16 protein-coding genes, 1 tRNA gene and 1 pseudogene are annotated in these 18,776 nt (G+C 70.1%); 6 read left to right on the top strand and 12 right to left on the bottom strand.

The annotated features are described in order from the left end of the window. Positions 1–66: 66 nt before the first annotated feature. Both ABIC70_RS03535 and cynS read right to left on the bottom strand, forming a co-directional pair. Positions 67–339 carry a hypothetical protein gene (locus ABIC70_RS03535; protein WP_354438886.1) on the bottom strand — a complete coding sequence of 91 codons (273 nt, stop codon included), beginning with the start codon at positions 337–339 and terminating at the stop codon, positions 67–69. A 502-nt stretch (positions 340–841) separates the two neighbouring features. Then, a complete protein-coding gene (gene cynS, locus ABIC70_RS03530; RefSeq protein WP_051044981.1) occupies positions 842–1,330 on the bottom strand; it encodes a cyanase in 489 nt (162 codons plus the stop codon). Between the two features lie 336 nt (positions 1,331–1,666). Here cynS and ABIC70_RS03525 point away from each other — a divergent pair, with 336 nt between their 5' ends. The 6 genes and pseudogenes from ABIC70_RS03525 to ABIC70_RS03500 all read left to right on the top strand — a co-directional run bounded on the left by ABIC70_RS03525 (position 1,667) and on the right by ABIC70_RS03500 (position 8,425). Then, on the top strand, positions 1,667–3,532 hold the full coding sequence (locus ABIC70_RS03525; RefSeq protein ID WP_179698917.1) for a sigma-54 interaction domain-containing protein: 1,866 nt from the start codon (positions 1,667–1,669) through the stop codon (positions 3,530–3,532). A 34-nt stretch (positions 3,533–3,566) separates the two neighbouring features. Then, on the top strand, positions 3,567–4,901 hold the full coding sequence (locus ABIC70_RS03520; protein ID WP_354438885.1) for an EAL domain-containing protein: 1,335 nt from the start codon (positions 3,567–3,569) through the stop codon (positions 4,899–4,901). 177 nt (positions 4,902–5,078) lie between these two features. Then, positions 5,079–6,641 (top strand): tRNA (adenosine(37)-N6)-threonylcarbamoyltransferase complex ATPase subunit type 1 TsaE, encoded by a 1,563-nt coding sequence (tsaE, locus tag ABIC70_RS03515; protein WP_051975932.1) that lies wholly within the window; start codon positions 5,079–5,081, stop codon positions 6,639–6,641. A 19-nt stretch (positions 6,642–6,660) separates the two neighbouring features. After that, positions 6,661–7,401: a nucleotidyltransferase family protein gene (locus tag ABIC70_RS03510; protein WP_043379300.1), complete on the top strand. Its 741-nt coding sequence runs from the start codon at positions 6,661–6,663 to the stop codon at positions 7,399–7,401. Between the two features lie 125 nt (positions 7,402–7,526). Further along, a tRNA-Arg gene (locus ABIC70_RS03505) sits at positions 7,527–7,603 on the top strand. Between the two features lie 323 nt (positions 7,604–7,926). Beyond that, positions 7,927–8,425: pseudogene (locus ABIC70_RS03500) on the top strand (integrase core domain-containing protein). A 30-nt stretch (positions 8,426–8,455) separates the two neighbouring features. On the opposite strand, the gene ABIC70_RS03495 reads toward ABIC70_RS03500, so the two are convergent. From ABIC70_RS03495 to ABIC70_RS03450, 10 genes are all read right to left on the bottom strand, one after another. Further along, the gene (locus ABIC70_RS03495) at positions 8,456–9,913 is read right to left on the bottom strand and encodes an MmgE/PrpD family protein (RefSeq protein WP_354438883.1); all 1,458 of its coding nucleotides are present in this window, start codon (positions 9,911–9,913) and stop codon (positions 8,456–8,458) included. A 41-nt stretch (positions 9,914–9,954) separates the two neighbouring features. Continuing rightward, on the bottom strand, positions 9,955–11,283 hold the full coding sequence (locus ABIC70_RS03490) for an MFS transporter (protein ID WP_236961874.1): 1,329 nt from the start codon (positions 11,281–11,283) through the stop codon (positions 9,955–9,957). 82 nt (positions 11,284–11,365) lie between these two features. After that, on the bottom strand, positions 11,366–12,055 hold the full coding sequence (locus ABIC70_RS03485) for a 4-carboxy-4-hydroxy-2-oxoadipate aldolase/oxaloacetate decarboxylase (protein ID WP_043379263.1): 690 nt from the start codon (positions 12,053–12,055) through the stop codon (positions 11,366–11,368). Then, on the bottom strand, positions 12,052–12,777 hold the full coding sequence (locus ABIC70_RS03480) for a PIG-L deacetylase family protein (RefSeq protein ID WP_053609352.1): 726 nt from the start codon (positions 12,775–12,777) through the stop codon (positions 12,052–12,054). Before ABIC70_RS03480 ends, ABIC70_RS03485 begins: the two co-directional genes overlap by 4 nt. 163 nt (positions 12,778–12,940) lie before the next feature. After that, the gene (locus ABIC70_RS03475; protein WP_043379259.1) at positions 12,941–13,837 is read right to left on the bottom strand and encodes a LysR family transcriptional regulator; all 897 of its coding nucleotides are present in this window, start codon (positions 13,835–13,837) and stop codon (positions 12,941–12,943) included. Between the two features lie 262 nt (positions 13,838–14,099). Continuing rightward, entirely contained in the window at positions 14,100–14,267 is a 168-nt protein-coding gene (locus tag ABIC70_RS03470) for a hypothetical protein (protein WP_159020355.1), read from the bottom strand. Continuing rightward, on the bottom strand, positions 14,267–15,523 hold the full coding sequence (locus tag ABIC70_RS03465) for an acyl-CoA dehydrogenase family protein (RefSeq protein ID WP_075381100.1): 1,257 nt from the start codon (positions 15,521–15,523) through the stop codon (positions 14,267–14,269). Before ABIC70_RS03465 ends, ABIC70_RS03470 begins: the two co-directional genes overlap by 1 nt. Before the next feature lie 43 nt (positions 15,524–15,566). Next, positions 15,567–16,337 carry an ABC transporter ATP-binding protein gene (locus ABIC70_RS03460; protein WP_053609350.1) on the bottom strand — a complete coding sequence of 257 codons (771 nt, stop codon included), beginning with the start codon at positions 16,335–16,337 and terminating at the stop codon, positions 15,567–15,569. Next, a complete protein-coding gene (locus ABIC70_RS03455) occupies positions 16,334–17,689 on the bottom strand; it encodes an ABC transporter substrate-binding protein (RefSeq protein WP_354438882.1) in 1,356 nt (451 codons plus the stop codon). Before ABIC70_RS03455 ends, ABIC70_RS03460 begins: the two co-directional genes overlap by 4 nt. Next, positions 17,686–18,774 carry a branched-chain amino acid ABC transporter permease gene (locus tag ABIC70_RS03450; protein ID WP_043379245.1) on the bottom strand — a complete coding sequence of 363 codons (1,089 nt, stop codon included), beginning with the start codon at positions 18,772–18,774 and terminating at the stop codon, positions 17,686–17,688. The genes ABIC70_RS03455 and ABIC70_RS03450 overlap by 4 nt, the downstream gene beginning before the upstream one ends. Positions 18,775–18,776: the final 2 nt, after the last annotated feature.

Below are 18,776 nucleotides of genomic sequence, written 5' to 3'. Positions count from 1 at the left end.
CCGTGATACGTCTACGGCAGGAACAGCCTCGGGCCGGCGTGGTGGCGTCGTGCGGTGCCTATCCGATCAGTAGCGCCGCTCCATCCGTCGCTCGTGCCGGTCCATCCTCCGGTCCTGCCGGTTGACCTGCCGGTCCATGCGTCGCTCGTGTCGATCCATCCTGCGATCGTGCCGACGCTCCATGCCGAGGGTCTGCGCCTTGAGGATCAACCCGTCTGCGACGCCGGCCGCCTCGACCGCAGGCCGAGATGTGCCCAAGGGCGCTGCCATCGCGCCGCTTCCCAGGCCGAGCGCGAGGGCTGCGGCGACGGAAAACCCCGCCAACTTCAGATGCGACATCGCCCTCTCCCTCGCTTGGTCGTTGCCGTCAGGACCGACCCTCGCAGTCTTGCGGATTTTTCGTGCGCTGCTTGATCGACGGAGACAATCCGAACGGAATGCGGCGCACGCCATGGCGCGACAGCGCAGCCGGGATCGTCGCGGATCGGAGGCGTCCGGCAAATTGACGGGATCGATCGGGTTCAGGCCCTGACGGACGCCGCGCGCCCTGAGCCCTCCGGGGCGACGACACGCACCCCATCGCTTGCCGGAGCCGCGCTCCTCCCCCTTGCGGGGTGGAGTTGGAGGTGGGGGCGCAGGATGAGGCGGTGCGGTGCCTTCTGCACCACCCCACCCGTAACCCCTCCCGGCAGGGGGAGGGGATGCGCGCTGCCCTGTCGGAACGGGGTGTCAGACCGAGCGGTGTGGATCCGGTGGTCCGCAGGGGGAGAGGAGCGGCGGGCGTCGGTTCGGAACCGCCACGCCCGGACACCGCTGGCCCGTGCGGACCGCACGAATGTCCTCAGCCCTCCTTGAAGCCGTATTCCGGCGTGTCGTCGTCGTTGCCGTAATACTTGTACGGCAGGAACTTGCCCGACATGGTGAGCTTCACCCGGTCGCCCTTGTTGTTGGCCTCGCGGGCCATGTCCATGTTGAAGTCGATCGCCGACATGATGCCGTCGCCGAACTCCTCTTGGATCAGCTCCTTGAAGGTCGTGCCGTAGACCATCACCAGCTCGTAGAACCGGTAGATCAGCGGGTCGGTGGGCGGCAGCGACGGGATCGAGCCGCGGTAGGGCGGCTCGTTGAGCATCCGCTCCTCCGCCTCGGTGAGGCCGAAGAGTTCGGCCGCCCGCTTGGCCTGGGCCTTCGGCAGCTTCATCTGGCCGAGGCACGCGGCGGTGATCAGGAACGGCGACAGGCCGCCGATCGCCTCGTGGATGTGCTTCCAGGTCCAGCCCTTCTCGCGCTTGATGTCGAGAAGCTTCTCGGTGAGGTCCTCGCGCTTCATGGTCGGCTCCTGGGTTTCAATCTGCGATGGGTTCGGTGAGGCCGCGTCGTCCGCGGCCCCACCCACCCCGATGCGGGGTGCGCGTCCGGATCGCGACCGGTGAGGGGATACGGTCGCGACCGGACGCGGACATCCGCCGATCATCGGCCTGGCCGCTATCGGGAGCGGCGCCGGACGACGGGCGGACCCCCTTCGCTGCGCAAGCGGTATGCCAGCCGCGGAAATTCCGGAATCGCCAGCGCCGGCAGGAGGTTGGCCGGCCAGTGCGAGAATCACGACATCTCGTTGGAAACGAGATATCGTCAGACCATGACGACATATCGTGACACCCGCGAGATGGGCGCGTTCGGGGCGGTCTTCGAGGCGAGCCCGGATCCCATGCTGGTGCTCCTGCCCGAGGAGGACCGGATCGCCGACGCCAACGCGGCGGCGGCGCGTCTGCTCGGTCACGGGCGTCCGGCGCTGCGGCGGGCCCGGGCCAGCGCGCTGTTTCCGGGCCAGCTCGCGGCCCTCACGGCGTTCACCCAGGCCGTCCTGGCGAAAGGGCATTGGTGGACGCGGACCCTGGCGCCCCGCGACGCGGCGGGCCGCGACCTGCGGGTCGAGACCGTGGCCTTCCCGCTTCCGGGCGAACAGATGCGCCTCGTCGTGGCGCTCGCGGATCCGGACGCCCTCCACCGCCGTCAGGTCGACGGCGAGGCCGAGGCCCATATGCGCGCGGGCCTCTCCGAGTGGCAGCGGATGGAGCGGATCTTCCGCGACATCGAGCGGGGCAACCAGCTGATCCTGCGCGCGGCCGGGGAGGGGATCTACGGCGTCAACGCGGAGGGCGTGACCACCTTCGTCAATCCGGCTGCCGCGCGCATGCTCGGCTGCGAGGCCGCCGACCTCGTCGGCCGGGACATGCATGCCGCCGTGCACCACACCCGCGCCGACGGCAGCCACTACCCCCATCGCGACTGCCCGATCTACGCGGCGTTCCGCGACGGGATCGTGCATCAGGTCGATCACGAGGTCTTCTGGCGCGCCGACGGGACGTCCTTCCCGGTCGAGTACACCTCGACGCCGATCCGCGACCGGGGACGCCTGCTCGGCGCCGTCATCGTGTTTCGCGACATCAGCCAGCGCCGGGAGGCCGAGGCCCGGCTGACGAGCGCGCTCGCCGAGGTCGACTCCCTCCGGGAGCGCCTCGAGCTGGAGAACGCCTATCTCAAGGAGGAAATCCGGGCCGAGCGCCAGCACCAGGGCATCATCGGCCGCTCCCCCGCCATCGCGGCCACGCTGCGCCAAGTCGACCTCGTGGCCGGAACCGACGCCACGGTGCTGATCACCGGTGAATCCGGCACCGGCAAGGAACTCATCGCCCGGGCGATCCACGAGGCGAGCCGCCGCAGCGCCCGCCCGATGATCCGGGTGAACTGCGCGGCGATCCCCCGCGAGCTCTTCGAGAGCGAGTTCTTCGGCCATGTCAGGGGTAGCTTCACCGGGGCGCTGCGCGACCGGATCGGGCGGTTCGAACTCGCCGATGGCGGCACGCTGTTCCTCGACGAGGTCGGCGAGATCCCCCTCGACCTCCAGGGCAAGCTGCTGCGCGTCCTGCAGGAGCGCTCCTTCGAGCGGGTCGGCGAGGCCCGCACCCGCGCGGTGGACGTGCGCGTGGTCGCGGCCACCAATCGGGACCTGCGCGCCGAGGTCCGGGCGGGCCGCTTCCGGGAGGATCTCTACTTCCGCCTCAACGTCTTCCCGATCCAGGCGCGGCCCCTGCGCGAGCGGCCCGAGGACATCCCGCCGATCGCCCTGCACCTGCTCCGGGTCGCCGCGCGCCGCCTCACCGTCCCGGAGCCGCGGCTCTCGGAGGGCGATGTCCGCCGCCTCTGCCGCTATCCCTGGCCCGGCAACGTCCGCGAGCTGGAGAACGTGATCGAGCGGGCGGTGATCCTCTCCGCCGGGGGCCGGCTCCGCCTCGATCTGCCCGACGGCGAGGCGACCGGGCCCACGGACCCGGCCGCACCGGCCGCGGCGCCCGGCGGGCGGCCGGCCACGGAAGCCGAGCGCCGGGCCCGGGATCGCGCCGAGATCGTCGCCGCCCTGTCCCTGGCGGGCGGCCGGGTCTCCGGGCCGGGCGGCGCGGCCGAGCTGCTCGGCCTGCGCCCGACGACGCTCGCCTCGCGGATCAAGGCCCACGGGATCCCGCGCGGCTGATCCGGCAGGTCCTTGATCCGATCTTAAGATCGCTGTGCCAGGGGTCGCTCCGGCCTTCCCCGTCGACGTCGCAGCGCCCCGGCCGATGCAGGATCTCTCCGAGCCCGTCACCCTCCCGGCCGGCGCCGTCCTGTTCGAGGAGGGGGCGATCGGGCACTGTGCCTACCTGATCCTGAGCGGGCGCATCGCGATCTTCCGGCGGCGCGACGGCGGCGAGTCGGTGCTCGGCCGGCGCGGGGCCGGCGAGCTCTTCGGCGAGATGGCCATCCTCGACGCCCTCCCGCGCTCCGCCGGCGTCCGCGCCGAGGAGGACTGCGTGCTCGTGCCCGTGGGGGCGGCGCAGATCCGCCAGCGGCTCGCCGGCGCCGATCCGATCCTGCGCCTCTGCCTCGAGGGGCTCATCGCCCGGTTCCGGGAGACCCTGCCGCGCCTCGGACCGGCGGTGGCGGGGAGCCGGCCGGCGGCGCTTTCGCCGGCCGCCCGAGCCGATTTCGACGCGACGGTCGCCGCCCTCGCGCAGGAGCGCGCCTTGCGGCGGGCCCTGGCCCAGGACGAGTTCGCGCTGTTCCTGCAGCCGATCGTGCGGCTCGCCACCGGGCGGCTCGCCGGCTTCGAGGCCCTGATCCGCTGGCACGATCCCGAGCGCGGGCTCGTGCCGCCCGCGGCCTTCATCCCGGCCGCCGAGGCGAGCGACCTGATCGTCGCCATCACTGCCTGGGTGATCGGCGAGATCGGCCGGATCGTGCCCCCGATCCTGCAGGCCGGTCTGCAGGCCCCCGCCTCCGTCGAAGCCTCCCTGTTCGTCAGCTTCAACGTCACCGCCCAGGACCTCGCCCGGTCGGACATTCCGGGCCTGATCGACGCGATGCTGCGCCGGACCGGTATCGCCCCCGGGGCCCTCAAGCTCGAGATCACCGAGAGCACGCTGATGCAGGATCCGGCCGGCGCCGCCGCCGCCCTCGCGCGCTGCCGCGCGGCCGGCCTCGGCATCGCGGTGGACGATTTCGGCACGGGCTATTCCTCGCTCAGTCATCTCAGCGCCCTGCCGATCACCACGCTGAAGGTCGACCGGGCCTTCGTCCGGGCGATGCTGGCGGAGCCGCGCGATCGCCGGATCGTCCAGACCATCCTGCGGCTCGCCGAGGAGATCGGGGTCGCGGCGGTCGCGGAGGGCATCGAGGGCCGCGCCGAGGCGGAGGCCCTGGCGGCGATGGGCTGCGCCCTGGGCCAGGGCTACCATTTCGGCCGCCCGATGCCGCAGGCCGATGCCCTTGCGGCGGCGGCTGCCTGGGATGCCCTGCGCTGGCGGTGCGGGCCGGCCGAATTGGCCGATTCCGGGCGGCAGGGGTCCCACGGCGCCCGGATCTGAGGGAGTCCGGGCCTCGGCGGCGACGTTTGCCGCCTCCGCGAGCGTGGTTTCGATGCACCGGGCCGGCGGGAAGCGCGCGGCTCCGGGCGGAAACGCTTGCATCCGGTGCGTGTTTTCGGACCATGCGTCTTCGGGTCTCGGAGGCGGGCTTTGGGCGGAGACGAGCGGGACGGGCAGATGGCCGATGGGGCGGCAGGCGCGTCCGCGCGGCCGGTGCCCTGGGAATTCGTGCTGCCGGACGAGACGGCCACGGAGGATCTCGGCCTGTTCCTCTCCGAGTTTCTGCTCCCCGGCGACGTCGTCGCCCTGTCGGGTGGCCTCGGCGGCGGCAAGACCACGCTCGCCCGCGCGGTGATCCGCGAACTCGCCGGCGACGCGCAGCTGGAGGTTCCGAGCCCGACCTTCACGCTGATCCAGCCCTATGCGGCCCGGGATGGTCGGCCGATCATCCATGCCGACCTCTACCGGCTGCGTGACCCGGACGAATTGGTGGAACTCGGCTTCGACGAGATGGCCGAGGGCGCGATCACCCTGGTCGAGTGGCCGGACCGGATGCCGCCCCGCGACGGTCCGGTGCTGACCGTCGACCTGTCCCTGCGGGCGGAGTTCGGCCCCGAGGCGCGGCTCGCCCGGATCGACGGCACCGGCGGCATGCGCGCCCGCCTCGATCGGGCCCGGGCGGTGCGCCGCCTCCTCGACCGCAGCGGGTGGGACATCGCCGAGCGGACGCTGATGCAGGGAGACGCCTCCTCCCGCGCCTACGAGCGCCTGACCAAGCCCGACGGCACCAGCGCCGTGCTGATGATCGCGCCGCCTCGGCCGGACGGGCCCCCGGTGCGGGACGGCAAGCCCTACAGCGCGATCGTGCACCTCGCCGAGAGCGTCCACGCCTTCGTGGCCCTGGACCGCGGCCTGCGGGCGCTCGGCCTCTCGGCGCCCAAAATCTACGGCGAGGACCTCGCCGAGGGCCTGCTGATCCTCGAGGATCTCGGCAGCGAGCCGGTGATCGAGGGGGGCGCCCCGCGGCCCGAGCGCTACGCCGAGGCCGTGCGCGTGCTCGCCAAGCTCCACGCCAACCCGCTCCCCTCGGCCCTGCCGGTGGAGGACGGGATCGAGCACGTGCTGCCGCCCTATGACATGGAGGCGCTGCTGTTCGAGGCGGAACTGATGCCCGAATGGTACGCGCCGGCGATCCGGGACGTCCGCCTGACGGCGGAGGCGCGGGCGGCGTTCGTCGACCTGTGGCGGGAGGCGCTTCAGGGCGCGATCCCGGATCGGCCGACCTGGACCCTGCGCGACTACCACTCCCCGAACCTGATCTGGCTGCCCGAGCGCGACGGGCTGGAGCGGGTCGGGCTGATCGACTTCCAGGACGCCGTGATGGGCCACCCGGCCTACGACGTCGCCTCCCTGCTGCAGGATGCCCGGGTCGATTCCAGCGCCGAGTTCGAGCTGCGGCTGCTCGGCCTCTACGCCCGCGAGCGCCGCGGCCGGGACCCGGCCTTCGATGTCGGGGCCTTCGCCACCGCCTACGCGCTGCTTGCGGCCCAGCGGGCCACGAAGATCCTCGGCATCTTCGCGCGCCTGGACCGGCGCGACGGCAAGCCCGGTTATCTCGCCCATCTGCCGCGGATCGAGGGTTATCTCGCCCGCAACCTCGCCCATCCGGCGCTCGCCGGACTGCGGGCGTGGCACGCGGATCATTTGCCGGGCCTCGTCGCTCCGGCTCCCGAACCCTGACCATCGGATTCCCGACCGCATGAGCGAGCCCGCCCCCGCCGTCAGCCGCGCCTTCGTCCTGGCCGCGGGCCTGGGCAAGCGCATGCGGCCGGTGACCGCCACGGTGCCGAAGCCCCTGGTGGAGGTCGCCGGCAAGGCTCTGCTCGATCACGCCCTGGACCGGGTCGCCGAGGCCGGAATCGGGACCGCGGTCGTCAACGTCCACTATCTCGCCGACCTGATCGAGGGGCATCTTGCGGGCCGGACCGAGGGGCCGGCCACGCTCGTGTCCGACGAGCGTGGAGCGTTGCTGGAGACGGGCGGTGGCATCCGCAAGGCCTTGCCGCTGCTGGGCGCGGGGCCGTTCGTGGTGCTGAACTCGGATTCGTTCTGGCTCGAGGGGCCGGCCTCCAACCTGCGCCGGTTGATCGAGAGCTGGGATGGGGACCGCATGGATGGCCTGTTGCTGGTGGCCCCCACCGCCACCAGCCTCGGCTACGAAGGGGCCGGTGACTTCGTGATGGACCCGGACGGGCGCCTGGAGCGGCGCGGCGAGCGTGAGGTGGCGCCCTTCATCTACGCGGGCGTGGCGATCCTCACGCCGAGCCTGTTCGCGGACACGCCGACGGGCGCCTTCTCCCTCAACCTGCTGTTCGACCGGGCGATCGCGGCGGGGCGGCTTTTCGGGATGCGGCTCGACGGCCAGTGGCTGCATGTCGGAACGCCCGAGGCGATCCGGGCCGCCGAGGAGCGCGTGCGGGCGAGCGCGCGGACTCCGTAGGTCCGGGGGAGCGAGGTGGGACGCATGGGCCGCGCAAGTCGTTGTCCAAAGTGTCTTGCCAAGCCGGATCCGAGCCTCTAGAAGCCCCTTCACACCGGCGGGCCAAGACCCCGCCGCCGTGTCAGGCGCCCGTAGCTCAGCTGGATAGAGCACCAGACTACGAATCTGGGGGTCAGAGGTTCGAATCCTTTCGGGCGCGCCATCACCTAGCTAGATTTCAAGACATTCCCGAACGCACCGGGTTAACGCTGTGGGTAACAGCGGAACCACTCGGTAACGGCTGGCGCCTGCACTGGATGCGCGATCAGCGTTCGTGAGGTCGGGACATGATCCGGCAAAGCTCGCTTGCTACTGCCGAGCTTGTCGGTGGCCTAAGCCCCCACTGACCTTCCACGCTCGCCTCGCCACACCTCCGACCGTAGCGGGCGGGCGTGGATGCCGGGGAGATCGCGCAATGCGACTCCTCCTTTGGCCGCTGGCTTGCCCTCGTTCTGAAGCGAGAGTCCGTCGATCAGGAGACGGACGATGAAGACGAGCCGGTTCAGCGAAGCGCAGAGCATCGGATCCTGAAGGAGCAGCAGGCCGGATTGCCGGTTGTTGAGATCTGCCGCCGTCGCGGCATCGGCGACGCGACGTTCCACACGCGGTGCTCGCGCTGGGGCGGCACGGAGGTCTCGGATGCGCGCCAGCTGAAGGCGCTCGACGAGGAGAGCCGTAAGCGCAAGACGCTCTTGGTCGAGGCGAGGCTCGACGTGGCCACGCTGCGCGAGGCTCTGGGGAAGACCTTCTGACGTCCAGTGCATGCAGCAGAACGGCTTCGTCGAGACCCTCAATGGCCGCTTGCGCGACGAGTGCTTGAACGAGCAGCTGTTCCGGAGCCTGCCGGCGGCTCGGACCATGGCCGAGGTGTGGCGGGCAGACTGCAACACCTGCCGCCCTCACACGAGCTTCGGCGGGCTCAACCCCGAACGCATCTGCAACCCGGTCCGAGCACGACCAGAACCGGAACGGGCTCCGGTTATGAACGAGGGCAAACAGGGGGCAAGGTCCCCCATCAGGAAGCGATCAAACTCCGCAGCCCTCGAACGTCGGTGAGGTTTTCAAGGTCGTTGAGACGCGTGATCAGCGCGTCGGCGCGCGGCACACCGAGCACCGGCGTGATGAGGTCGCGCACCTTCGCGTTCACCCGCTCCGTATTCAGGGGGGGCTCCTTGGTCCCGGGCGGAAACTTCGTGAAATGTTCCAGCCTCCTCCCGTCGGTGAGGGTCACCTCGACCCGCGCGCTGCGCGGGGCCTCCCGCGTCATCAGGCCGGGATCGCCCACCACCTCAACCTTCTCGCGTGCGGACCGAATCGCAGGATTCTGCATCAGGCTCGCATCATGGCTGTCCGTGAAGGAGACGGCTCCTTTCACGAGTGCCAGGGCGACGAGATGCTGGCAGTTCACATCCGGCATGGCGCTGTGCCCGACGATGCCAACCGCGTCGGTCGGCAGGTGCACGACGATCCGCTGCACATCTGCGGCGCGCAGGCCGTGGCGCTCGCGCAAGGTCAGGATTGCATCGAGGGGCGACTGGATCGGATACCCGACCGAGAAGGTCTTGATCGCGGTTTCCGTGATGAAATACCGGCTTCCGAGCCCATCCAGCATCGCTTCGGGCTTGGGGTCGGTCGAGAGCGCGATGAACAGATTGTGCGTGCCGTCGAGGACGTCGGCGACGCCAGTCAGGCCGGCCTGGACCATTGTGACCGCGGTGACGCCGTTGCGGGCGCCCATCCCGGCGAAGTCGAAGGCCTTCTCGATATGGTCCTCGTCCTTGACCCAGCTCCAGAGCCCGGAGACCTGCTGGGCCGCATAGGAGAGCGCGAAGCGCGTGCGCCGCTCGTCGAGGCGGGCGAGCGCGGCCGCTGCGCCCAGGGCCCCGAAGGTGGAACTCGTTCCCTCGGCGCTCCGGTGGGAGCCCCGGACGAGATCCGGCCCGAGCGCCAGGAGGAGACGGCAGCACAGATCGTAGCCGAGAACGACGGCGCGGATCATGTCCTGACCCGAGCGGCCCTCCTTCTCAGCCATCGCGAGAGCCGCCGGCACGGTGGCCGAGCCGGGATGCGCTTTAATGACAGGCTCGAAATCGTCCGTCTCGTCGGCATGGGCGCACATGGCGTTGGCGAGGGCGGCGTTGATCGCGGTGGTGCGCAGATCCGAGGCCACGACGGTGGCCTGATCGAAGCTGCCGAGGCTGCGGACATAGGCCGTCGCCATCTCGCCTGGCCGCATGCGAGCGCCGGAGATCATGGCGCCGAACGTGTCGAGGATGCGGTGCTTGCAGGCCAGCACGACATCCGGCGGAAGCGGCCTGTCGCGTGCCTCGACCATGTAGCGGGCGAGCCGCCCGGTGATCTCGGCCCCGGCCGGGGCCGCCCGGGCCGGCACGGCGGCGGTGGCGAGGAGGCCGCCCGCCGCCTGCAGAATCCTTCTCCGGCTCGTTCCGCGTGCCGCGGTGTCCTGGGCCATGCCGTGCTGCTCCCTGAGCCCTGCCGTGGGCAGCGTGGCCCTCATGCGTCGGTTCGAGCGAGATGGGGCGTCACGGCGTGACCGTCTGCCCGGCCGGGCGCAACGGGGCGCGGGTCCCGGGCGCCCGGGTCACCGTGCAGATCCGCGCCGGCGGTCTCCGGGAGAAGAAGGGTCGCGCAGAAGGCGACGCCGTAGGCGCACAGGGCGCAGGCGCCCATCGCGGTGCCGAGCGGCAGGCTGGCCGCCAGGATGCCGACCGTGGCGGGCACCACCGAGCCGAACCCGCGTCCGCCACCGAGGCAAAAGCCCTGGCCGCTCGCCCGGATCGACGTGGGGAACAGCTCCGCGAAGGTCGGCAGCATGCCGGCGGCCAGGGCGCCCTGGAACGCGCCCAGGAAGAAGCTCAGCACGATCGTGGTGCCGAGGCCGATCGGCGCGAGCAGGAGGATCGCGACGTTGCCCGATTGCAGGACGAGGAACGTCATGAAGGCGGGACGGCGGCCGATCCGGTCCGACAGCCAGCCGTAGAGCAGCGGGCCGACGAGGGAGCCCAGGATATTCATCGCGAGATAGCCGGTGCTCGACTTGATCGAGAGGCCGAGGGCCGTCCGCAGATAGGTCGGCAGCCACGTGATCATCACGTAGGCGCCCCCGAAGATGCCGGTGGACATCACCGCTGCCGCGAAGGTGCGGCGCAGATGCCGGCCCGTGAAGATCGTCCAGACCGGCGGCGACACCGCGCCGTCGGATTGCGCGGCCTTTGCCTGCATGTAGATGCCGGATTCCGGCACGAGCCGGCGGATGAAGAAGACGAGGCCGGCCGGCACGATGCCGAGGGCGAAGAACACCCTCCAGCCCATCTCCTCCGAGAAGAGCGCGGCGATGACCGGCAGAAGGCTGACCGAGATCGCGTAGCCGACCGCGTAGCTGCTCTGGACAGAGGCCGCGACCCGGCCCCGAAGGCCCGGCCTGATGACCTCACTGATCAGCACCCCGCCAACGGCCGCCTCGCCGCCATAGCCGACACCCTGCAGGAACCGGACGGCGGCGAGCGACCAGAAATCGCTCATGAACGCGGCGAGGCAGGTGAAGCCGGCCACCATCAGGATGGTGAGCTGGAGAATCCGGACCCGGCCGATTCGGTCGGCCAGGATGCCGGCGGCCCAGCCGCCGACCGCGGCGCCCGCGAGGGAGGCAGTGGCGAGGTAGCCGGCCTCGGCCTGCGTGAGGCCGAGCGTTGCGATGAGGGCCGGAATGACGAGCGCGTAGATCGTCGTGTCCATGGCATCGAGGCCGAAGCCCGCGAAGCAGGCCCAGTAGGTTCTCCGCTCCGTATCGTCGAGGTCGTGGTACCAGCCGAGCTTCATCATGGTGCGTTTCCTCCTGGCACGACGGATCGTGCCCTGCGCCGCCTCTTTCGGGCGGTCTGCCGGGCGCCCGGGTACGGGGGCGTCAGTCCTGCGGATCGTCGACGTATTCCAGGCCGGCGGCCGCGAGGGTCTCGCGCATCCGGTAGAGGTCGAGGCCGAGTTCGCCCGCGGCGAGGCGGGCGCGCTTCGCCTCCTCGTTGGCGGTCCGGGCGTCGGCCTTCTCCGCCACCGCGGCCGCGTCGGCGCAAGGCACGACCACGACGCCGTCGTCGTCCGCCACGATCGCATCGCCCGGCCGGACCAGGGCGCCGGCGCAGACCACCGGGACGTTCACGCTGCCGAGGGTCGCCTTCACGGTGCCCCTGGCCGAGATCGCGCGCGACCAGACCGGGAAGCCCATCTGCTTGAGGGTCCGCACGTCGCGGCAGCCGGCGTCGATGACGAGGCCGATCCCGCCGCGGGCCTTCAGCGAGGTGGCGAGGAGATCGCCGAACATGCCGTCGGTGTTGTCGGTGGTGCAGGCGACGACGAGGACATCCCCCGGCCGGCACTGCTCGATGGCGACGTGCAGCATCCAGTTGTCGCCGGGCTGGGCGAGCACCGTGACGGCCCTGCCGGCGATGGCAGCACCTTCCCAGATCGGACGCATGTACGGCTTCAGCAGGCCCGTGCGTCCCTGGGCCTCGTGCACGGTGGAGACGCCATGCCCGGCGAGCCGCTGCGCCACCTCGGGCGCGAGGCGCGGAATGTTGCGGACGACGACGTTCCTCATGACAGCACCTCCACCGCCATCGGGAAGAGCCGCTGGTAGGCCTCGCCGTATGTCATCGCCGTGCCGGAGTTCCGGCCGCCCTGGACGCCGCGGTTGAGGGCGACGCGCTCGTAATAGTCCCAAAGGTGGCGCTGGGCGGCGAGCACCCGGAAGGCCCGCTGCTTCGTCGCCCAGACGGAATCGATGTTGAGGATCACCTGGGGCTTGAAGTTGCACTGCTCGGGCTGGTGCGGCTCGAACAGGAAGACCGGCGGCGCGCTGTAGCGGCGCTCGTGGTCCGGCTTATGGCCGGCGGCCTGTGCGATGACCCGCGCTTCCTGGGCGAGATGGGCGGCGACCGGATGGTCGAAGTTGTAGGGATCCTCCAGCGCGTGCGTCAGCACGAAGGCCGGATTCAACTCGCGGTAGACATCAACCAAGCGGTCGAGCTCGGCCTCGCCCACGCGCAGGGGATAATCGCCGACGTCGAAGAACTCGATTTCGGCGCCGAGGATCGCGGCGGCCTCCTCCGCCTCGGCACGCCGCTGCGCCTTCACATCGTCGAGGCGCACGCCGGCCGACTTCCAGGCCCACTGGCTCTCGCCGCGCTCACCGTAAGAGAGGCAAACGATCTTGAGGCGGTAGCCCTTCGCTGCGTGGAGCGCGATGGCCCCGCCTGCCCGCCAGACGAAGTCGCCGGGGTGGGCGGTCACCACGAGACCTGACTTGGGAACTGAAGTCATGGCCGTCGGTGTCCTCCCTCATTCCAGCGGCGAGGCAGGACCTGCGCGCTGTCTTCAGGATCGATGACTAGTCAACGCCCATGTATGAGACAAATGAAATGATTGCAGTTTTTATTGCATAAAATCGATAGATGGGTGCGATCCTTCGGCCCGCCGTCCCCGCTCAGACCGTCTGAAAATACTCGCGGAAGATCCGCGCCAGACGTTCGGCCGGCGACGACAGCGTGTGGCCGCGGCGAGTGACGATGCCGATCGTGCGCGAGATGCTGGGCCCTCGCAGCGGCACGGCGACGAGGTCGCTGCCGGGTGCCGTCTGGAAGGCAAGGCGCGGGACCACGGTGATGCCGAGGCCGCCGAGCACGAGGCCGATCGCCGTGGCGACGCGGTGAACCTCGTATGTCCAGCCCATCTCGGCATAGCGCCCGCCGAGCCCGGCCGCGATGAGCAGGTTGTTGCCGGTCTGCTCGCCGATCTTGACCAAGCGCTCGTCGCGCAGATCGCTCCATGTAACCGCTTTTTCCCCCGCGAACCGATGACCGGCACGACAGACGAGCACGAAGGGCTCCTGATGGATCGGAGCGATGTCGAGGTCGTAGTGCTGGGCGGACATGATGGTAACGCCGAACTCCGCCTCGCCCGCCCGCACGCGCTCCACGATGGCAGTCGCCGAATGGTCCAGAATGCGTACGAGCACCCCTGGGTCGCGCTGGCCGAAGCGCTGCAGGATGAGGGGCAGGTGAGAACTCGCGATGGTTGGCAGGCACCCGATGCGGACGAGGTCCTGGCTCTCGCGCCCCTGCGCGCGCAGCTTTCCGAAGATCTGGGACAGCTCCTCGACGATGCGCTGAGCGCTCGGCAGCAGGTCGACACCGGCGGGGGTCAAGGTGACCTGGCGCGTCGTGCGGGCGACGAGCTTCACCCCGAGTTCGTCCTCCAGCTTCTTGAGGCGATGGCTCAAGGCGGCCTGGGACAGGTTGAGACTGGCCGCCGCTCGGTTGAAGCTTCCCCAGTTGGCGATGCTGAGAAAGGCCTGGAGCCCCAGGAAGTCCACGCGCTCCATCGTGCCCTACGTCCCACGCGCGACCGCGCTGTCCATCGTGCGGAGTGACATGCTTGCGGCTCGGCGAGAAGCTGCCCCTGTCCGCACGCTCGGGACCGGATCATGCGGCCAAGCCCATCGCACGGGTACGATGCCGCGTTTGCGCATCGGCGGAGACACTGGCCCATTCGCTGCACCGGCGATCGGTGGGTAAGGCCCTGCGGATGACAGCTGTGCCGGCGTTCAAGCCGGTCTGATTTCCGCGTCAGACCTTTGCTTCGCATCAGAGCTTTGCGACGCAGGCATTGGCGCTGGAGCGCTTCCGCTCCGGTCGGCCGTGCGCCGCCTCGTCGGGGCTGACATCGCTGCAGGACTGCAGGGGCGGCCGGGCGACCGCGGCCTGCGCCGCCTGTCCGACCTGGCCGTGCCCGCGGGCATCGTACTCGCCCACTACGTGCCGCCGGACAGAGCGGGCGATTGACCGATCTTCCACTGGAACGGGGGCTCGGTGCCGTTCACGGCGAAATCCCCGACGATGCGGTCCTTGTAGATCCGCGGATTGTGGGACGCGATCGTCCGGGCGTTGCGCCAGTGTCGGTCCAGCGCGAGACCGGACCGGGTGGCCGACGCGCCCAGGGCGTCGAACAGGATCGTTCCTGCGTCCAGGACGAGTCCGGTGAGAACGCTCTGGGCCTGCGCCAACTCGATCTCCGCCCTCACGTTGATCGCATGGGCTTCCTCCTCCCGCACAGCACCGATGCGGGCGTCGTAGGCGCGCTGGACGGCCTCCGCAGCCCGCAGGGTGATGGCGCCGGCGGCATAGGCGAGGCCGTGGACCCGCCCGACCACCTGGAGCACCTGCGGATCGGAACTCGGCCGGGCCCCCGCCGCATGGGAATAGGTCCGGTTGCGGTCGCGGACGGCGCTCGTCACCTCCGTGGCCGCGGCCCGGGCGATGCCGGTGAGGGTGGCGAGATGGACGGCCTGAAAGAAGGCCGGCCCGTAGGAGAACCGCGAGGCGGTCGGAAGCGGATCCCCTAGAACGTCGGCATCGTCGAAGACGGTCGAACCGCTGGCCGTGAGCCGCTGGCCGAAGCCGTCCCAATCGTCGACGATCTCGAGGCCCGGTCCTTTCGCCGCGACGATGGCGGAGGTCTCTTCGCCATCAGGACCAGTGCCGACCACGTCGATCCAGTCCGCGAAGAGAGAGCCGGTCGTGTAGAATTTCCGACCCGTCACGCCCCACCCCGCACCGCTGCGATGGATGCGGGTTTCGAACACGCCGACTTTGGCCGGGCCGGTCTCGGACCACGCTCCCCCGAACAGGTCGCCCGCCGTCAGACGCTGGATCCACCGCGCGCGGCGCTCGTCTTTCGGGCTGCCGACGGTGTCCTCCGCGAAGCCGAAATGATTTCGCAACGCCTGAGGCAGGTTGGAATCGGCCTCGGCCAACTCGGCGAGGAGCGCGAACAGGTCCGGCAGGCTCGCCCCGAACCCCCCCTCGGCCTCGGGGACCCGAAGGGCACCGAATTTCGCGTCCCGCAACGCGGCGAAGGCCGGATAGGGAAGGTCTCGGTTCCGTTCCCGTTCGATGGCGCCCTCGCGGATTTGGGCAAAGAGCGGCCGAAATCGCCCCGCGAGGGCCTCGTAGCGCGGGCTCGGCGCGACCCCCCAATGGGCAGATCCCTGTCGTTCCGAAGCAGTCATGGCGGTCTCGTGTCCTCCGGATGCGATGGAAGCCGGGCGCGGGTCAGTGGCGTGTCGGCGTGGCGCCCGGCTCACCGAGGTAGAGAGCGTCGAGCCGGCCGCTGGCCGAGAGGTCGCGGCCATTCCCGGTCGCGACGACGCGCCCGTTCTCGAGCACGACCGCGCGGTGGGCGTGCTCCAGGACGAGGTGAGCGCTCTGCTCGGCGATGAGGAGGCTCAGCCCCTCTTCGCGGTTCAGGCGAGCGAGGCTCTCGAAGATCTCGGCGACGACGCGGGGGGCGAGGCCCATGGAGGGCTCGTCCAGCAGGAGCAGCTTCGGACGCGTCATCAGGGCGCGGCCGATGGCCACCATCTGCTGCTCGCCTCCCGAGGTCAGTCCCGCCCGCGTATGCCGGCGCTCCCTGAGGCGTGGGAACCACGCGTAGATCCGCTCCAGATCGCGGGCGAGTTGCGCTCGGCTCGGTCGGCGGAGATAGCCGCCGATCTCCAGGTTCGTCTCGACCGTGAGCTGGCCGAAGACGTGCCGGCCTTCGAGCACCTGCACCAAGCCCCTTCGGACGAGGCTGGCCGGATCGAGCCGCGCGGTCGCTTCCCCCTGCCAGCGGACGTGGCCGCGGCGAAGTGAGCCGCGCTGCGCACCGAGCAGGCTCGAGATCGCCCTGAGCGTCGTGGTCTTCCCGGCGCCGTTCGCGCCGAGCAACGCCACGATCTCTCCCGCACCGAGGGAAAGGGAGACGTCCCTCAGCGCCAGGATGGCGTTCCCGTAGACGGCCTCGATGCCGTCCACCTCGAGAAAGGCAGCCGGCGCCGTCATCGCGCGATCGCCTCGGCGGTCTCCTCGCTGCGGGGCGTGATGCCCTTCTCCCGGGCATAGGCCGCGGCGCGCTCGTAGATGCGCGGAAGGAGCAGGTCCCGGTCGGACTTCACCCAGCCGTGGCTGACCACCGCCCATTGCGTGCCGTCCCACTGCAGCACCTTGCCGGCGCCGCCTCCCTCATGGTCCTTCACCGAGAGACGGAGGGGCTGCACCAGCCCTTCCGCGCCCAGCGCCTTCAGGCGGGGCTCGTCGAGGACGAGGTGCTCCAGGCCCCATTGCCCTTGTGCGCCGTCGATCGGCTTGCGGCCAAAGCGCCCCTGCGCCGTCCGGATGGCCTCGACGGCGATGATCGCTTCGATCACGCCGGAATTGTAGTAGACCGATCCGAAGCTCTTCGGGTCCTTCAGGTCGCTCAGGCCCTTGTCGACGATGGCGGCCTTGATCTTCTTGAGGATCTCGAAGTCCTGCCCCGCCGGGAACGGTGTGATGGCGCGATATCCCTTCCCGACGCTGCCGGCCGGGCGCACGTCTTCCTCGGAGCCCGACCAGATCCCGCCGATGATGTGATCGACGGGGAAACCCGTCTTGGCGGCGGTCTTGATCGCCACCGGCGTCATCACGCCCCATCCCCGCAGGAACACCCAATCCGGCTTGATCTGCCGGATCCGCGCCCATTGCGCGGACTGGTCGTTGCCGGGATGCGGCACCGCGATCTGGATATTCTCGAAGCCGTAGGTCTTGGCCAGAAGGTCGAGGGGGATCTGCGTCTCCTTCCCATACGGGCTGTCGTGGTAGACGGTGGCGATCTTCAGGCCCTTGAGCCTGTCCTTCCCGCCCACTTGCTCGGCGATATATTTGATTGCCGAGGAGGCCTCGCTCCAGAAGCTGAACAGAACCGTGAAGCTGTAGGGAAACACGCGGCCGTCGATGGCCTCCGTTCGGCCGTAGCCGGTGGTCACGAGGGGGATCTTGTCGGCCACCGACTTCTCGGTGAGCGCCTTCGAGACCGGATCGCCGTGGGGCAGGAAGAGGGGCACGGGCGAGCCGTCACGGCCGCCTTTCACCCGCTCGTAGCACTCCACGCCCTTCTCGACCGCCCATTCGGTCTCGCACTCGTCCCAGAATAGCTTGACGCCGTTGATGCCGCCTTCGACCTCGTTGATGTAGCGAAGGTAATCGATGGTCCCGGCCCAGACGGGAATGCCGGACGAGGCGTAGGCGCCCACGCGGAATGTTGGGAGCGGGAAGTATTGCCGGGGCGCGTCTCCGGCCGGGGCCGTGGTGACCGTGCCGGTTCCGAGAAGGGCGGCCAGCGCAACGATGCGCATGGTCCGTGCGAGGCGGGTCATCTGTCTTCTCCGAGAGGGTCAGGTCGGTGGGCCAGACGGCGCAGGCGGTCGACGAGGCTCCCGAGGAGCGCGGCGAGGCCGTTCGGCTCCTTGATCAGGAAGCCGATGATGAGGGCGCCGAAGACGACGCGCTGGAGATTGGCGATCTGCCCGCCGTCGAGGCCCGTTCCCAGGATCGTGCCGGACAGGTGCGAGAGCAGGATCGGCGTGAGCACGATGAACGCTGCGCCGAGGAAGCTTCCCGACAGGCTGCCCAGACCGCCGACGATGATGATGAACATCGCCTGGAACGAGCGATCGAGATCGAAGCTTCGGGCATCGACCGTGCCGAGATAGGCGAAGGCCCAGAGTGCGCCGGCCACGCCGCTCACGGCAGCCCCGACGAAGAAGGCCGACAGCTTCGCTCGGGACACCGGGACGCCGATGATCGCGGCAGCCGTTTCGCCGTCGCGTACGGCGCGCCAGTCGCGGCCGGTCCGACTCCGCACGAGCCGCCACGCCACGGCCGTGACGACGACGACGCTCGCGAGCGTCAAGGCGTAACGCCCGGCCGGGCTCGACAGATCGCGGCCGAGCAAGGCCAGATGGGGGGCCGAGATCGCGCTCGACGTGGCGTAGTTCGAGAACCAGCCGACCTGATTGAAGGTCCACGCGATCAGGAACTGCGCCGCCAAAGTCGGCGCCACGAGGTAGAACCCCCTGATCCGCAGGCTCGGCAGGCCGACGACGAGGCCGACGAGGCCGGCGATCAGCCCTCCACCGAGCAGGCTGAAGGGCAGCGGGAGCACCGGCACCCTGAGCAGGAGGTTGTAGGTTGCGTACGCGCCGACCGCCATGAAGGCGCCCGTGCCGAGGGACGCTTGGCCCGCGAAGCCCATGGTCAGGTTCAGGCCGAGGCCCGCCAGCGCCATGATCAGGAACGGAATCAGGATCGCGTTGTACCAGTAGTCGTCCGCGACGACCGGCACCGCCACGGCGGCGATGGCGAGGGCGGCGAGAATGCCCGCTGCCCGGATCGGTGAACCGGCCGGCGTGGACGTCGCGGCGAGGGCGCGGCCGTCGAGGGCCGCGGCAGCGGGAGGCATCG

This window comes from Methylobacterium sp. 1973 (assembly GCF_040545035.1).
In the GTDB taxonomy this organism is placed as follows: domain Bacteria; phylum Pseudomonadota; class Alphaproteobacteria; order Rhizobiales; family Beijerinckiaceae; genus Methylobacterium; species Methylobacterium fujisawaense.
This window is presented reverse-complemented; position numbering and strand designations above follow the sequence as displayed.